This window comes from Agromyces sp. H17E-10 (genome assembly GCF_022919715.1).
Taxonomy (GTDB): domain Bacteria; phylum Actinomycetota; class Actinomycetes; order Actinomycetales; family Microbacteriaceae; genus Agromyces.
In genome coordinates this window covers 484,104-498,788 of sequence record NZ_CP095042.1, presented here as the reverse complement: position 1 = coordinate 498,788, position 14,685 = coordinate 484,104, and the positions used below count along the sequence as shown (strand labels likewise).

The following is a 14,685-nucleotide window of genomic DNA, read 5'->3' as shown; positions in this document are numbered from 1 at the left end:
CCGGCGGGCGGGCTACGGTGGCAGGACAGGCGTGGTCGATCCACCCTTCAGAACCGGGTGACACGCCGGTGAACGGAGGTCGTCATGGAACTGAACATCGTCGGACGAAACCTGGGGATCACGGACCGCTTCCGCGCGTACGCGACGGAGAAGTCCGAGAAGGTCACGCACTTGACCGACCGGGCCATCTCCCTCGACGTGAAGCTCAGCCGTCACAACGAGAAGAACGGCAACCCGGGTCTCGACCGCGTGGAGCTCACCCTCTTCGGCAAGGGGCCCGTCGTGCGGGCCGAGGCCGACGGCACCGACAAGTACGCGGCGTTCGACGTCGCTCTCGGTCGCCTGCTCGAGCGGATCCGGCGCGCGAAGGACCGCCGGAAGGTGCATCGAGGCGGCAACCACCGCCATACGTCGCTCCGCGAGGCGACCGATGCCGGGTTCTCGGGCGTGGGGGTGCAGGCCGCAGGCGTCGACGTGCTCGAACAGGTGCGCACGGGCAGCATCCCCGTCGTCGACACGACCGACGAGATGGGCGACGACGAGGTCTACACGCCCGTCGTGATCCGGCGCAAGGTGTTCGCGTCGACGCCCATGACGGTCGACGAGGCGCTCTACTTCATGGAGCTCGTCGGCCACGACTTCTACCTGTTCATCGACTCCGAGACGAGTCGGCCGAGCGTCGTGTACCGCCGCAAGGGCTGGGACTACGGCGTCATCGGGCTCGACGAGAACGGCGAGGGTGCGATCGACACCCCGGTGACGAGCGGACGGGAGCCCGTGGCATCCTGATCTGAACACGGTCTCGAACGGCCCCGCCACCGCATCAGCCGATGCGGTGGCGGGGCCGCTCAGGTTGCGGCCCACTAGCATGGCTATGATGACCGCTGCAGAGGCGGCAGCAGGCACCGCGGCCACCCGAGGCCGCGGGTCCCGTGGCGCAGCGCCCGAGCGGGCAGCACCCATGAAGTACAGGAGAGAACATTCGTGGCTTCGATTCTTGAAAAGGTCCTCCGCGTCGGCGAGGGCCGAACCCTCAGGCGGCTCGAGAACTACGCCTCGGCGATCAATGCGCTCGAAGAGGGCTTCCAGGCGCTCAGCGACGACGAGCTGAAGCACGAGACCGTCGAGCTGCGCGAGCGCTACGCGAACGGCGAGTCGCTCGACGACCTCCTGCCCGAGGCCTTCGCCGCCGTCCGCGAGGCGAGCCGTCGCACGCTCGGCCTGCGTCACTTCGACGTGCAGCTCATGGGCGGCGCGGCGCTGCACCTCGGCAACATCGCCGAGATGAAGACCGGTGAGGGCAAGACCCTCGTCGCGACCACCGCGGCGTACCTCAACGCGCTCACGAGCCGTGGCGTGCACATCGTCACGGTCAACGACTTCCTCGCCTCCTACCAGTCCGAGCTCATGGGTCGCGTCTTCCGCGCCCTCGGCATGACGACCGGATGCATCGTGGCCGGCCAGACCCCGCAGGTGCGCCGCGAGCAGTACGCGGCCGACGTCACCTACGGCACGAACAACGAGTTCGGCTTCGACTACCTGCGCGACAACATGGCGTGGCAGGCCTCTGACATGGTGCAGCGCGGCCACCACTTCGCGATCGTCGACGAGGTCGACTCGATCCTCATCGACGAGGCCCGCACCCCGCTCATCATCTCGGGCCCCGCATCGGGCGAGGCGAACCGCTGGTTCGCCGAGTTCGCGCGCCTCGCGACCCGCCTCGTCGCAGGCGAGGACTACGAGGTCGACGAGAAGAAGCGCACCGTCGGCGTGCTCGAGCCCGGCATCGAGAAGGTCGAAGACTACCTGGGCATCGAGAACCTGTACGAGTCGGCGAACACGCCGCTCATCTCGTTCCTCAACAACTCGATCAAGGCCAACGCGCTGTTCAAGCGCGACAAGGACTACGTGGTCATGAACGGCGAGGTGCTCATCGTCGACGAGCACACCGGCCGCATCCTCGTCGGGCGCCGCTACAACGAGGGCATCCACCAGGCGATCGAGGCGAAGGAGGGCGTGCAGGTCAAGGCCGAGAACCAGACGCTCGCGACCGTCACGCTGCAGAACTACTTCCGTCTCTACGACAAGCTGTCGGGCATGACCGGTACCGCCGAGACCGAGGCGGCCGAGTTCATGTCGACGTACAAGCTGGGTGTCGTGCCCATCCCGACGAACAAGCCGATGCAGCGCATCGACCAGCCCGACCTCGTCTACAAGAACGAAGAGGCCAAGTTCGCCCAGGTGGTGGAGGACATCGTCGAGCGGCACAAGAAGGGCCAGCCCGTGCTCGTCGGCACGACGAGCGTCGAGAAGAGCGAGTACCTCTCGCGCCTGCTCGCGAAGAAGGGCGTGCGCCACGAGGTGCTGAACGCGAAGAACCACGCTCGCGAGGCCGCGATCGTCGCCCAGGCCGGCCGCTACGGCGCCGTCACGGTCGCGACGAACATGGCGGGCCGCGGTACCGACATCATGCTCGGCGGCAACGCCGAGTTCCTCGCGGTGCAGCAGATGCACGAGAAGGGGCTCTCGCCGACCGAGACGCCCGACGAGTACGAAGCCGCGTGGGACGAGGTGTTCGAGGCCATCAAGGGCGAGGTCTCGATCGAGGGCGAGAAGGTGCTCGCCGCCGGCGGGCTCTACGTGCTCGGCACCGAGCGTCACGAGTCGCGTCGCATCGACAACCAGCTGCGTGGTCGCTCGGGGCGTCAGGGCGACCCGGGCGAGAGCCGCTTCTACCTCTCGCTCACCGATGACCTCATGCGCCTGTTCAACGCGGGCGCCGCCGAGAGCCTCATGTCGCGCGGCGTGCCCGACGACGTCGCGATCGAGTCGAAGGTCGTCACCCGCGCGATCCGCTCGGCGCAGTCGCAGGTCGAGGCCCGTAACGCCGAGATCCGCAAGAACGTGCTCAAGTACGACGACGTGCTGAACCGCCAGCGCGAGGCGATCTACTCCGACCGCCGCCACATCCTCGAGGGCGACGACCTGCACGAGCGCACCCAGAAGTTCCTCGACGACGTGATCGACGAGGTGCTCGACCAGCACACGGCCGAGGGCAACCCCGACGAGTGGGACTTCGACGCGCTGTGGGCCGAGCTGAAGACGCTCTACCCGATCGGCATCACGATCGACGAGGTCGTCGCCGAGGCCGGTGAGAAGGGTCGCGTGAACCGCGAGTTCGTGCGGCGTGAGATCATCTCCGACGCGAAGCTCGCCTACCAGCGCCGCGAGCAGCAGCTCGGCAGCCCCGCCATGCGCGAACTCGAGCGCCGCGTCGTGCTCTCGGTGATCGACCGCCGCTGGCGCGACCATCTCTACGAGATGGACTACCTGAAGGACGGCATCGGCCTCCGGGCGATGGCCCAGCGCGACCCCCTCGTCGAGTACCAGCGCGAGGGCTACGCGATGTTCCAGCAGATGATGGGCTCGATCCGCGAGGAGACGGTCGGGTTCCTCTTCAACCTCGAGGTCGAGGTGGCTCCGCAGGCCGGTGCCGGCGAGGCGACGATCGAGGCGAAGGGGCTCGCGCGCGAGTCGACCCCCGACGAGAAGCTCAGCTACACCGCTCCGAGCGACTCGGGCGGCGTCGAGGTGCGCAACCAGCGCGGCCAGGTGCAGCAGGCGGCGACCCAGCGCGCACGTCGTGCCGTCGCCGAGAGCCAGGCGCCGCAGCAGGCGGTCGAGGGCGGCGAGCGCGGTGCGTTCGGTCAGCGTTCCGGCGGCGAGGCGCCGCAGAACCGCGCCGAGCGTCGCGCTCAGGAGCGCAAGGGCCGCTGAGCACGGCATGACCGTACCGGTCGTCGCCGTCTCGTCGGGGAGGCTGCGCGGCACCCGCATCGGCGGGGTCGCGCGCTTCCTGGGCGTGCCATACGCAGCGGCGCCCTTCGGCGATCGTCGGTTCTCGGCGCCGCAGCCGCACCCCGGCTGGCCCGGCGAACGGGATGCCTCGAGCCCGGGTGCGACCTCGCCGCAGGCGCCGTACGGCGGCGGTCTCGAGCACGTGCTGCCCTCGATCGAGATCGCCGGCGACGAGATCCTCAACCTGAACGTGTGGGCGCCCGACTCGGCGATGTCCGACGCCGAGACCGGCGGGGCAGGTGCCGGCCTGCCCGTCATGGTGTGGGTGCACGGCGGGGCGCTGTCGCGCGGCGCGAACGCGCTCGACAGCTACGACGGCACGCCCTTCGCGCGCGACGGGGTCGTCTTCGTCTCGGTGAACTACCGGGTCGGGTCCGAGGGGTTCTCGGTGCTCGACGACGCCCCACTGAATCTCGGCCTCCTCGACGTGATCGCCGCGCTCCGCTGGACCCGGCGCGAGATCGCGCAGTTCGGCGGTGACCCGGCCCGCGTGACCGTCGCGGGACAGTCGGCCGGTGCGTCGCTCATCGCGGCGGTGCTCGCCCACCCCGAGGCATCCGGGCTCGTCGACCGCGCGATCCTGCAGAGCGGACCGCTCGCCGCCCGGCCTCGCGAGCAGGCCGCGCGGATCACCCGTCTGATCGCGAAGGACCTCGGGGTGGCTCCGACCCGCGAGGCGTTCTCGTCGATCGCTCCCGACGCGCTCGTCGCGGCGCAGTTGCGCGTCACCGCGGGTACGACGCCCGTGACGGGCGGCCCCGGCTTCGCCCTCGCGATCGGCGAGGGACTGCCCGATCCCGAGCAGGCGCTCGTCGACGGCGCGGCCGACGCGGTGCCGGTGCTCATCGGATGCACGGCCGAGGAGGCGCGGCTCTGGCTGGAGCCGACCGGGCTCGTCGATCGGATCGGCCGACGGCACCTGCTCGGCGCGAGGATCGCGTTCCGGATCCGGTCGCGCACGATGCGGCGCTACCGCGAGAACCGGCCCGACCTCCGGCGAGGCGACCTGTTCGGCGTGCTCGCCACCGACCTGCTGCTGCGACTGCCGATCAACCGATGGGCCGACGCGCGGCTGGGCCGCGGCGCCGCGACGTGGGTGTACGAGTTCGCCTGGCGAAGTCCCCGGCTCGGGCTCGGCGCCGCGCACTGCATGGACCTTCCTGCCGTGTTCGACCGGCTCGACGCGCCCGACGCGGTCGCGCTGACGGGTGGAGCGGCCCCCGCGTCGCTCGCCGCGGAGATGCACGGGGCATGGGTGGCGTTCTGCCGTGGTGGCGACCCGGGTTGGGAGCCGTGGAACCGCTTGCGCCCAGTGCGCACGTTCGACACCGAGACGCGCACCGTGTTCGCGCCACGGGAGGATGAACGCGCCTCCTGGGGCTGACGCCCGCCGCTCAGTCGGCCGGCCGTCGGGTCAGAGCACCCCGATGGCGCTCGCACGCCAGCGCTGGTCGTGGCCTTCGAGGCGGATCGCGACCGCTCGCGATCGTGCCCGCTGATGCACGATGACGACCGCCTCGACGACGCCGTCGTGGGGCTCGCACAGATGCACCCGGCCGAGTGAGAAGGCGGGCCGCTGTGCGGACTGGCCCTTGACCCGGCGGGCGCGGGCGGCGAGCACGACCCGCTTCGAGAGGTTGCGATACACCTCGTCGGTGACCCATCGCGCCAACTGCTCGAGGTCACGGGCACCGGCGAGCGCCTCGATCACGCAGTGCGTGAGGTTGCGCAGCAGTTGCTCGGGATCGGGCAACTCGTCGCGCCGTGAGGGCTGTCGCCCGAAGTACTCGTCTTCGTCGTCGAGGTGGCGGGCTGCGGCGCCCTGCACGGCCGTCGTTCGGGCGGCGGCATCGCGTACGGTCATCTTCGCTCCAGTAGGGCTGGCGGTCGCGAGCCTCGCAGCATCGCGACGGGAATCACCCCCGCTCGGGGGTTTCGGGGATTCCTCAAGCGAATGTAAGCAGACCTGTCGAAGGTGTCAAGAGAATTCTCCGACTGTGGAGAACTCCGATCGTCGTCTCGCGGATCGAGGTACCGTCGCGGGTATGCGCTGGGACCAGCTGTTCTCGGACCTCGAGAGCCAGATCGATCGGGAGATGCTCGACGAGCAGCGCGCCCTCGAGCTCGAGGAGGAGCGGCTGCGGCTCGGCCGGCTCACCCTGCGCGACCGCATCGCCGCACTCGCTCGTGCGGGGGAGTCCGCGACCGAGGCACTCGTGCGCATCGAACTGCAGGGCGGATTGCTCATCGGCGTGCGCCCGCTCGCGTTCGGTCGCGACTGGTTGAGTGCGGAGACCGTCCACTACGGCCGACCGTCCGCACAGGTGGTGGTGCCGTTCGCCGCGATCGCCGCGATCCTGCCCGGTCGCGAACAGCTCGAGCCGAGCCTCGTCGCCGTGCCCGAGGCATCCGTGCGCCTGGCCGAGCGGATCGGGCTGCCCTTCGTCCTGCGCGATCTCTCGCGGCGGAGGACGGCGGTGCAGCTCACGACGATCGACGGCATCGTGCACGGCACGATCGACCGCGTCGCCCGAGACCACCTCGATCTCGCGCTGCACGACCCGGGCACCCCGCGGCGCGAGCACGACGTGCACGGCTACCGGATCGTGCCGCTCGCGCGGCTGCTGCTCGTGCGCTTCGGCTGAGACCCCGCGCGAGGGCGGGTCAGTCGACCGGGCGGATGGGGCCGGTGCGCACCCCGGAGAGCTCGGTGATGTTCGCGTACTCGCCTTCGTTCCACGCGACGTCGACCCGGGTCTCTTCGTACTGCAGTTCGATCCACACCTCGAGCTGCGCGCGTTCGATGCGCCACGGACCCGAGCTGCCCACACGGATCGCGGGGAGCTCGCCGCTGCGGATGAGCGCGTCGACCGCCGCCACGTCGACGGCGAGGATCTCGGCCGCGTCGGCGATGGTGAGGAAGCGGCCGATGTCGCCGGCCGAACCAGGAGGGGTCATGTCTCGATTATCGACCCCTCGCCAGGGCCTCGTGCGGCACGGGGGCGGTTGTGGATAACTTCGGGACGATCTTCGCGGATCGGGTGACGATGGACTCCGGCATCACGCGCCGACGAGAGGAGACGAGACCACATGACCGGTCGAAGCCGTCGCGAACGGGGTGCGGTCCGCATCGATCCCAGGCTGCTCATCGGAATCGTGCTCGTCGCTGCGTCGACGGTCGGCGTGTGGGCGCTCGTCGACGGGCTCGACGACACCGTCGACGTGTACACGGCACGCGAGACGCTGACCCCCGGCACGGTGCTCGAGCTCGACCGGCTCGACGTCGCATCGGTTCGGCTCGGTGCAGCAGAGGCGAACTACCTGCGCGTCGACGAGACCGACGACGGGCTCGTGGTCACCGACACCGTGCGCAAGGGCGAGCTGGTTCCGGCCGCGTCCGTCGGCGAGTCCGACGACACCGGCCTCTCGGTGGTCGTCGTGCCGAGCCGGGGTGCACTCGCGAGCGGGCTCGATGCGGGCTCGCGCGTCGACGTCTGGTCAGCCAGGGCGACCGAACGCGGCGGCTTCGAGGCGCCGAAGGTGCTCGTCGCCGATGCGGAGATCGCCGGCATCGTCGACGAGGAGGGCATGGTGTCGTCGAACGGGGCATCGGTCGAGGTCCTCGTGCCGAGCGACCGGGTGGCGGCCGTGCTCGAGGCCCTCGCGACGGGTGACGCGATCGACCTCGTGGCCGCCGGGGCGGGCGACTGACGTGGCCAGGCTCGCACTCGCGCTCGACGCCGCGACCGAAGACCGGCTGCTGGCCGACCTGGTCGAACACGGTCACACGGTGGTCGCGCGCCTCGTCGGCTGGCGCGACCTCGTCGACAGCCTCGACGTGCTCGCCCCCGAGGTCGTCGTCGTGGGCGCCGGCCGCGGCACGTTGAGCGCCGAGCTGCTGAACGCCTGCGACGAACGCGGCATCCGTCTCATCGCCGTCGCGACCGATGACGCCGAGCGCGCGACGGCTGCCACGCTCGGCGTGCACGAGATCGCCGGCCGCGGCGCCGGCTGGGGCGAGATCGAAGCGCTCCTCGCCGGGGTCGCCGCGCTTCCGTCGCGGCTCGATGCCGGCTCGACGACGAGACCCGAGGCGGCGGTGATCGCCGTCTGGGGGCCCGCCGGTGCGCCCGGTCGGACGACGGTGGCGGTCAACATCGCGGCCGAGCTCGCCGCGGCGGGGCACCGCGTCGCGCTCGTCGACGCCGACCCGTACGGCGGCGCCGTCGCCCCTGCGCTCGGACTGCTCGACGAGACTCCCGGGTTCGCCGCGGCGTGCCGGCTCGCGGGCGCCGGGTCGCTCGATCGCGCCGAGCTCGAACGCATCGCCCAGCGCTACACGTCGCCGCGGGCGTCGTTCGACGTCTACTCGGGGCTCGTCGGCGCCAACCGGTGGCCCGAGCTCGCGCACGAGCGGGTGACCTCGGCGCTCGAGACGATGCGGGGGCAGTTCGAGTACCTCGTGATCGACACCGGGTTCAGCCTCGAGCGCGACGAAGAGCTCACGAGCGATCAGTTCGCACCGAGGCGCAACGCCGCGACCTTTGCCGCGCTGGAGTCGGCGGACCGCATCGTGGCCGTCGGCCTCGCCGACCCGGTCGGGCTCTCGCGGCTCCTCCGCGGGCACGGGGACCTCGCGACGCTCGTCGACCCCGAGCGCATCGACGTCATCGTGAACCGGGTGCGCCAGAGCGCCCTCGGCATCGACGCCCACGCCCAGGTGCGGCAGACGCTGCACCGGTTCGCCGGCATCGACGCCGCCACCCTCCTGCCGCACGACGGCCGGGCAGCCGATGCCGCGATCCTCGGTGCCCGCACGCTCCGCGACGCCGCCGGCCGGGCGCCCTTGCGCGCGGCGCTGCGCGACTACGTCCTGCGTGCGATCCTGCCCGAGCCGGCGCCGCGCCGCCGTGGATTCACGCTGCCCGTGCTCCGACGGGCCGAGGCCTGACTCGACCGGTCGAGCCGGGCGTCTGCTCGTGCGCCTTCCGTGCGCCCGCTCGCGCGTCCTCCGCGCGTCATCCGGCCGCGGGGCCGGGTCGACTCCGCGCCGCGGAGTGCATGGCGGCGAGGCATCCGCGCACTACGCTGGGTCTGTGTCGACCCTCAGTGATCTCGTCCTCGCCCAGGGCCGCAGCAGTCAGGCCGACGTCGACTGGCTGCACATGCTCGTCGGCGACCTGCAGCTGCTCGCCGACCTCGCGTTCGCCGACATCGTGCTCTGGGTGCCGTCGGGCGACGACGGATTCGTCGCCGTCGCGCACTCGCGTCCGTCGAGCGCCGCGACGCTCTTCTACCGCGACTTCGTCGGTCAGGAGATCAAGCCCCAGTGGCGCGACCTCGTGACGGCGGCCTTCTCGACCGCGTCGATCGTCGACTCGTCGGCGCCCGACTGGTACGAGGAGATGCCGACGCGCGTGCGGGCCGTGCCCGTGATGCGACGGCTCACCGAGAGCGGCACCGCACTCGCGCCCGAGCCGGTCGCGGTCATCACGCGCCACACGAACCTCGGTGCGACGCGAACGCCGAGCCGGCAGGAGCTCACGTTCAACGAGTGCGCCGAAGAACTCTTCCAGATGATCGCCTCGGGCGACTTCCCCGACCTCGGTGCGCCGACCGGGCCCCGCCGCGGCGCGCCGCGCGCCTCCGACGGGCTCATCCGGCTCGACGTCGACGGCGTGACGACGTTCGCGAGCCCGAACGCGCTCTCGGCGTTCAACCGCATGGGCTTCGACGACGAGCTCGAGGGCGAGTCGCTCGCCGAGGTGACGACCGGTCTCCTCGGCGGCAAGCTCGTCGTCGACGAGTCGCTCCCGCTCGTGGTCACCGGCCGGGCGCCGTGGCGCACCGACGTCGAGTCGCGCGGGGTGACGGTGTCGCTGCGGGCGATCCCGATCCGCCGACGGGGCGAGCGGATCGGCGCGATCGTGCTCACGCGCGACGTCACCGAGCTGCGCCACCAGGAGCAGGAGCTCATCACGAAGGACGCGACGATCCGCGAGATCCACCACCGCGTCAAGAACAACCTGCAGACGGTCGCGTCGCTGCTGCGCATCCAGGCGCGCCGCACCCACTCCGACGAGGCGCGCGACGCCCTCACCCAGGCGATGCGACGGGTCGGCGCGATCGCCGTCGTGCACGACACGCTGTCGACGGGACTCAGCCAGAACGTCGACTTCGACGAGGTGTTCGACCGTGCGCTCCTGCTCGTCGCCGAGGTCGCCTCGGCGCACAACACGACGGCGCACCCCAAGCGTCAGGGCTCGTTCGGCGTGCTGCCGAGCGAATACGCGACGCCGCTCGCGCTCGCGCTCACCGAGCTCGTCACGAACGCGGTCGAGCACGGCCTCGCGGGGCAGGAGGGCGACGTCGAGATCATCGCGAACCGCTCCGACACGATGCTCACCGTGCAGGTGCGCGACACCGGTGCCGGGCTGCCCGAGGGCAAGGTCGGCGAGGGGCTCGGCACCCAGATCGTGCGCACGCTCATCCAGGGCGAGCTCGGCGGCACGATCGATTGGCACACGGTCGTGGGTCGCGGTACCGAGGTGACGATCGACGTTCCGCTGCGCTGGATCGCCCAGGCGTAGCGACGGGAGCGCGTCGGACCGACGCGCTCCTCCGACCGTCGCCGAAGCGCTCGCGCGACGGAGTGCTCGCGCTGGAGCCAGGTTTTCGCGCGGGCGCCACGAACGATCGTGGTCCTGGCGTCAGCAGGTGATTCCAGCGTGCTTTCGAGGATGCGACGCGGCGGGCGCGCCGCCGGCGCGCGGCGCGGGGATCAGCCCGCGCGGCGGGCGCGAGCGGCGCGACGCTTGAGGGCGCGGCGCTCGTCCTCGCTCAGGCCGCCCCAGACGCCCGAGTCCTGGCCGGTCTCGAGGGCGTACTGCAGGCAGATCTCCGTGACGGTGCAACGTGCGCAGACCGCCTTGGCCTTCTCGATCTGGTCGACGGCGGGGCCGGTGTTGCCGACCGGGAAGAAGAGTTCCGGGTCTGCGGTGAGGCAGGCGGCCTTGTCGCGCCAATCCATGGAGATGCTCCTTGCGGGTGTTCGTTCGCAGACGCGCGCGTGATTGCGCGTGCCCATTCGGGCTGCTGCAGGGGGAAAGTCGAATCTCGGGAAGTAGGATCATGACTGATCGGCTCACCACCCTGTGAGCATCAATTCGACCTTGTAAATGGTCGCATAGCCCCGACTCCGAATCAATAGCCATGTATGGGATAACGCTGTGAATCGACGTGACGAACGACCCGACGGCCCCGACGATCGCGGGCCTGCGGCATCCGATTCGTCGGCCGGCGGCGGCGCCCGCAGCGCCCTCGTCGTCGTGAGCGTGCTGCTGTTCGGCGAGGCCGTGCTCGTCACCGTCCTGCTGGGCTGGCTCCTGATCGACCTCTTCTCGCTCGAGCCCTCCTCGATGGCGACGGCGGTGGCGCTCACGGTGCTCGTCGCGGTCGGCGCCATCTGGGTGTGGGCCGTGGCGGTCGCCTCGCTGCGCCGTGCGCCGTGGTCGCGCGCAGCGGCGATCGTCTGGCAGATCCTGCAGATCTCGGTCGCCGTCGGCGCGTTCCAGGGACTGTTCGCGCGGCCCGATGTGGGCTGGCTGCTGCTCGTGCCGGCCGTCACCGTCATCGGGCTGCTGCTGTGGACGCCCGTGCGCATCGCCTACTCGCGGCCCGAGGACCGCCCGCTCGAGGAGGCGCCGCCGGGCGCCTGAGCGCACGCGAGAGCCCGGCAGCACGAGGCGGCCGGGCTCAGGCGGGTGGATCAGGTGCTCAGGCGGCGTCGAGACCGAGCTCGCGACGCACGCGGGCGACGTGACCCGTCGCCTTCACGTTGTACATCGCGCGCTCGATGCGGCCCTCCTCGTCGATGATGAAGGTCGAGCGGATCGAGCCCACGACGATCTTGCCGTAGAGCGACTTCTCGCCCCAGACGCCGTACCGCTGCTGCACGGCGAGGTCGGGGTCGGCGAGCAGGGTGAAGTTCAGGCGGTCGCGCTCAGCGAACCGGGCGAGCTTGTCGACGTCGTCCTTGGAGACGCCGAGCACGCGGATGCCGGCGCTCTTGAACGAGTTGAGGCTGTCGCGGAAGTCGCACGCCTCGGTCGTGCAGCCCGGGGTCATCGCCTCGGGGTAGAAGTAGAGGACGACCTTCGAACCGCGCAGCGACGAGAGCGTGACGGGGTCGCCGTGCTGGTCGTCGAGCGTGAAGTCGGGGGCGAGGTCGCCGGGGCTGAGTCGTGCATCGGTCATGCGTTCCATCGTAGGCAGGCCGCGAGGCGCGGATGCCGCCCCATGGGTGCCGCTCGTCCCGTATTCGGCGCCGGCCGGGCGTGTCAGGCGAACGTCTCGAGCAGGCGTTGCAGGGAGTCGAGGCGTGCCCGGCCGGTCTCGCCGAGGTCGCCGGCGTCGACGGCCTCGTTGATCGCGCAGTCGGGGGCGTCGGGCAGGTGGGTGCAGCCGCGCGGGCAGTCCTCCGCGATGCGGGCGAGGTCGGTGAACGCGCCGAGGATGTTCGCGGGGTCGACGTGACCGAGCCCGAACGACCGCACACCCGGGGTGTCGATCGCCCAACCGTGCCGTCCGTCGTGCTCGATGCGCAGCGACACGGTCGACGACGACGTGTGGCGGCCGCGCCCCGTGACGACATTCACGTGGCCGGTCGCCCGGTCGGCACCCGGCACGAGCGCGTTCACGAGCGTCGACTTGCCGACCCCCGAGTGGCCGACGAACACCGTGCGGTGGCCGACGAGGGCGTCGGCGATCTCGTCGATCGGCATCGCATCGGTGCGGGAGCGGAACACCGGCAGGTCGAGCCCCGCGAAGTTCGCGAGGAACTCGGCCGGGTCGGCGAGATCGGTCTTCGTCATGCAGAGCAGCGGCCGGATGCCCGCGTCGAACGCGGCGACGAGGTAGCGGTCGATGAGCCGGATGCGCGGCTCGGGATTCGCCGCGGCGACCACGATGAGCATCTGGTCGGCGTTCGCGACGATCACCCGCTCGACCTCGTCGGTGTCGTCGGCGCTGCGGCGCAGCAGGGTCGAGCGTTCCTGCACGCGGACGATGCGTGCGAGGGTGCCCTCGTCGCCCGTGACGTCGCCCACGAGGTCGACGCGGTCACCCGTCACGACCGACTTGCGGCGGAGCTCGGACGCGCGAGCTGCGGTGATCGCGCGCTCGTCGGCCTCGCCCTCGTCGACGAGCACCGAGTACCGCCCCCGGTCGACGCCGAGCACGGTTCCGGTCACGGCGTCGGCGTGCTCCGGTCGCACCTTCGTGCGCGGGCGGGAGCCGCGCCGGTTCGGGCGCACCCGCACGTCGGACTCGTCGAACTCGGGCTCGTCGTCGTCATCGTCGTCGGTGCTCCACCAGGTCATGCCAGCAGCTGCTCCCAGAGTCGGGTGAACTGCGGCAGGGTCTTCGAGGTCGAGCCGATGTCGTCGACGACGACGTCGTCGACCGCGAGGCCCACGATCGCACCCGTCGTCGCCATGCGATGGTCGGCGTAGGCGTGCCACACCCCGCCGTGGAGGTCGGTCGGCTCGATGCGCAGGCCGTCGTCGAGCTCGGTGACCCGGCCGCCGAGCCCGTTGAGCTCGGCGGCGAGGGCCGCGAGCCGGTCGGTCTCGTGGTGGCGGATGTGCCCGATCCCGGTGAACGTCGACGGGCCGTCGGCGAAGGCGGCGAGCGCGACGAGGTTCGGGACGAGCTCACCCGCCTCGGAGAGGTCGAGATCGACGCCGCGGATGCCGCGGCCCGAGCCTGCCCCGGTCGCCGGCGTCGGTGCGTGAACGGTGAGCCGATCGCCGTCGCGCTCGACGCGTGCGCCGAACTGCGGGAGCAGTTCGGCCAGCTGCGCGCCGACCTGGGTCGTCTCGGCCGGCCAGCCCGTGATCGTGACGGAGCCGCCCGCGACGAGTGCGGCGACGAGGAAGGGGGCGGCGTTCGAGAGGTCGGGCTCGATGTCGACGTCGACCGCGCGGATCGGACCGGGGGAGACGCGCCAGCGCCCGGTCTCGGGCGTCTCGACGACGACATCGCGTGCGGCGAGGGTCGCGATCGTCATCTCGATGTGCGGCAGGCTCGGCAGGCGGTCGCCGACGTGGCGGAGGTCGAGTCCCTCCTCGAACCTGGCGGCCGAGAGCAGGAGGCCGGAGACGAACTGGCTCGACGCCGACGCGTCGATCTCGAGCGCGCCCCCCGACACCCGGCCCGTGCCGTGCACCGTGAACGGCAGCGTGCCGCGCCGGTCGTCGTCGAGGTCGACGCCGAGCCCCTTGAGCCCGTCGATCACACCCGACATGGGGCGCTTGCGGGCGTACTCGTCGCCGTCGAAGGTGGTCGGGCCGAGCGCGAGCGCTGCGACCGCGGGCAGGAACCGCATGACGGTACCGGCGAGGCCGCAGTCGATCGTGGTCGAGCCGACGAGCTCGTCGGCGGGGGTCACGCGCAGGTCGTCGCCGAAGCCCCCGTGGCCCGGCACCCGCTCGAAGCCGGTGCCGAGCGCGCGCAGGCCCTCGACCATCAGCTCGCTGTCGCGCGACCAGAGCGGGGCGCGCAGCGTCGACGGGCCGTCGGCGAGGGCAGCGAGCACGAGCTCGCGATTCGTGAGCGACTTCGAGCCCGGCAGCGAGAGCGACGCTGCGAGCGGGCCCGCCGCGCGCGGCGCGCGCCACGAGGCATCCGTCTCGGTCTGTTTCATGTCGCCGTACGGGTCGAACTCGGGCTCGGAATACCTCGAAATCTGCATCGGTTATCAACAGTAGCGTCGGCGGCTCGGACGAGCGCGACGCGGAAGGAGATGGTGCGCGTGTCGCTTGAGGT

General features: G+C 71.2%; 14 protein-coding genes. 8 read left to right on the top strand and 6 right to left on the bottom strand.

From position 1 onward, the window contains the following. Nucleotides 1-84: 84 nt before the first annotated feature. The 3 genes from hpf to MUN74_RS02345 all read left to right on the top strand — a co-directional run bounded on the left by hpf (nt 85) and on the right by MUN74_RS02345 (nt 5,242). The gene (gene hpf, locus MUN74_RS02355; RefSeq protein ID WP_244854770.1) at nt 85-789 is read left to right on the top strand and encodes a ribosome hibernation-promoting factor, HPF/YfiA family; all 705 of its coding nucleotides are present in this window, start codon (nt 85-87) and stop codon (nt 787-789) included. A gap of 195 nt (nt 790-984) precedes the next feature. Continuing rightward, nucleotides 985-3,777 carry a preprotein translocase subunit SecA gene (secA, locus tag MUN74_RS02350; RefSeq protein ID WP_244854769.1) on the top strand — a complete coding sequence of 931 codons (2,793 nt, stop codon included), beginning with the start codon at nt 985-987 and terminating at the stop codon, nt 3,775-3,777. Between the two features lie 7 nt (nt 3,778-3,784). Continuing rightward, complete coding sequence (locus tag MUN74_RS02345) at nt 3,785-5,242, top strand: carboxylesterase/lipase family protein (RefSeq protein ID WP_244854768.1); 1,458 nt, start codon at nt 3,785-3,787, stop codon at nt 5,240-5,242. A 30-nt stretch (nt 5,243-5,272) separates the two neighbouring features. Here the strand turns inward: MUN74_RS02345 and MUN74_RS02340 are convergent, their stop codons facing one another. Next, complete coding sequence (locus MUN74_RS02340) at nt 5,273-5,722, bottom strand: Rv3235 family protein (RefSeq protein WP_244854767.1); 450 nt, start codon at nt 5,720-5,722, stop codon at nt 5,273-5,275. Between the two features lie 181 nt (nt 5,723-5,903). Between MUN74_RS02340 and MUN74_RS02335 the strand changes: the two genes are divergently transcribed. Then, the gene (locus tag MUN74_RS02335; RefSeq protein WP_244854766.1) at nt 5,904-6,503 is read left to right on the top strand and encodes a hypothetical protein; all 600 of its coding nucleotides are present in this window, start codon (nt 5,904-5,906) and stop codon (nt 6,501-6,503) included. Between the two features lie 19 nt (nt 6,504-6,522). Here MUN74_RS02335 and MUN74_RS02330 read toward each other — a convergent pair whose 3' ends face one another. Further along, nucleotides 6,523-6,816 (bottom strand): helix-turn-helix domain-containing protein, encoded by a 294-nt coding sequence (locus MUN74_RS02330; protein WP_244854765.1) that lies wholly within the window; start codon nt 6,814-6,816, stop codon nt 6,523-6,525. Nucleotides 6,817-6,948: 132 nt separating this feature from the next. Here MUN74_RS02330 and MUN74_RS02325 point away from each other — a divergent pair, with 132 nt between their 5' ends. From MUN74_RS02325 to MUN74_RS02315, 3 genes are all read left to right on the top strand, one after another. Next, nucleotides 6,949-7,569 (top strand): CpaB family protein, encoded by a 621-nt coding sequence (locus MUN74_RS02325; RefSeq protein ID WP_244854764.1) that lies wholly within the window; start codon nt 6,949-6,951, stop codon nt 7,567-7,569. A gap of 1 nt (nt 7,570) precedes the next feature. Continuing rightward, complete coding sequence (locus MUN74_RS02320; RefSeq protein WP_244854763.1) at nt 7,571-8,809, top strand: CpaE/TadZ family protein; 1,239 nt, start codon at nt 7,571-7,573, stop codon at nt 8,807-8,809. Between the two features lie 145 nt (nt 8,810-8,954). Next, on the top strand, nt 8,955-10,448 hold the full coding sequence (locus tag MUN74_RS02315; RefSeq protein ID WP_244854762.1) for a sensor histidine kinase: 1,494 nt from the start codon (nt 8,955-8,957) through the stop codon (nt 10,446-10,448). Between the two features lie 191 nt (nt 10,449-10,639). Here MUN74_RS02315 and MUN74_RS02310 read toward each other — a convergent pair whose 3' ends face one another. After that, a complete protein-coding gene (locus tag MUN74_RS02310; RefSeq protein ID WP_055859573.1) occupies nt 10,640-10,888 on the bottom strand; it encodes a WhiB family transcriptional regulator in 249 nt (82 codons plus the stop codon). Between the two features lie 199 nt (nt 10,889-11,087). Here MUN74_RS02310 and MUN74_RS02305 point away from each other — a divergent pair, with 199 nt between their 5' ends. After that, on the top strand, nt 11,088-11,576 hold the full coding sequence (locus MUN74_RS02305) for a hypothetical protein (RefSeq protein WP_244854761.1): 489 nt from the start codon (nt 11,088-11,090) through the stop codon (nt 11,574-11,576). Nucleotides 11,577-11,634: 58 nt separating this feature from the next. Here the strand turns inward: MUN74_RS02305 and bcp are convergent, their stop codons facing one another. From bcp to aroA, 3 genes are all read right to left on the bottom strand, one after another. Further along, entirely contained in the window at nt 11,635-12,114 is a 480-nt protein-coding gene (bcp, locus tag MUN74_RS02300) for a thioredoxin-dependent thiol peroxidase (protein WP_244854760.1), read from the bottom strand. An 83-nt stretch (nt 12,115-12,197) separates the two neighbouring features. Then, the gene (gene rsgA / locus MUN74_RS02295; RefSeq protein WP_244854759.1) at nt 12,198-13,238 is read right to left on the bottom strand and encodes a ribosome small subunit-dependent GTPase A; all 1,041 of its coding nucleotides are present in this window, start codon (nt 13,236-13,238) and stop codon (nt 12,198-12,200) included. Continuing rightward, nucleotides 13,235-14,611: a 3-phosphoshikimate 1-carboxyvinyltransferase gene (aroA, locus tag MUN74_RS02290; RefSeq protein WP_244854758.1), complete on the bottom strand. Its 1,377-nt coding sequence runs from the start codon at nt 14,609-14,611 to the stop codon at nt 13,235-13,237. Before aroA ends, rsgA begins: the two co-directional genes overlap by 4 nt. Nucleotides 14,612-14,685 lie beyond the last annotated feature (74 nt).

Bases quoted from the DNA above. Each gene is read 5' to 3' on its own strand.
- MUN74_RS02345 (WP_244854768.1), top strand. From the start codon at position 3,785: ATGACCGTACCGGTCGTCGCCGTCTCGTCGGGGAGGCTGCGCGGCACC.
- aroA (WP_244854758.1), bottom strand. From the start codon at position 14,611: ATGCAGATTTCGAGGTATTCCGAGCCCGAGTTCGACCCGTACGGCGAC.
- bcp (WP_244854760.1), bottom strand. From the start codon at position 12,114: ATGACCGATGCACGACTCAGCCCCGGCGACCTCGCCCCCGACTTCACG.
- MUN74_RS02310 (WP_055859573.1), bottom strand. From the start codon at position 10,888: ATGGATTGGCGCGACAAGGCCGCCTGCCTCACCGCAGACCCGGAACTC.
- rsgA (WP_244854759.1), bottom strand. From the start codon at position 13,238: ATGACCTGGTGGAGCACCGACGACGATGACGACGACGAGCCCGAGTTC.
- hpf (WP_244854770.1), top strand. From the start codon at position 85: ATGGAACTGAACATCGTCGGACGAAACCTGGGGATCACGGACCGCTTC.
- MUN74_RS02325 (WP_244854764.1), top strand. From the start codon at position 6,949: ATGACCGGTCGAAGCCGTCGCGAACGGGGTGCGGTCCGCATCGATCCC.
- MUN74_RS02330 (WP_244854765.1), bottom strand. From the start codon at position 6,816: ATGACCCCTCCTGGTTCGGCCGGCGACATCGGCCGCTTCCTCACCATC.
- MUN74_RS02335 (WP_244854766.1), top strand. From the start codon at position 5,904: ATGCGCTGGGACCAGCTGTTCTCGGACCTCGAGAGCCAGATCGATCGG.
- MUN74_RS02340 (WP_244854767.1), bottom strand. From the start codon at position 5,722: ATGACCGTACGCGATGCCGCCGCCCGAACGACGGCCGTGCAGGGCGCC.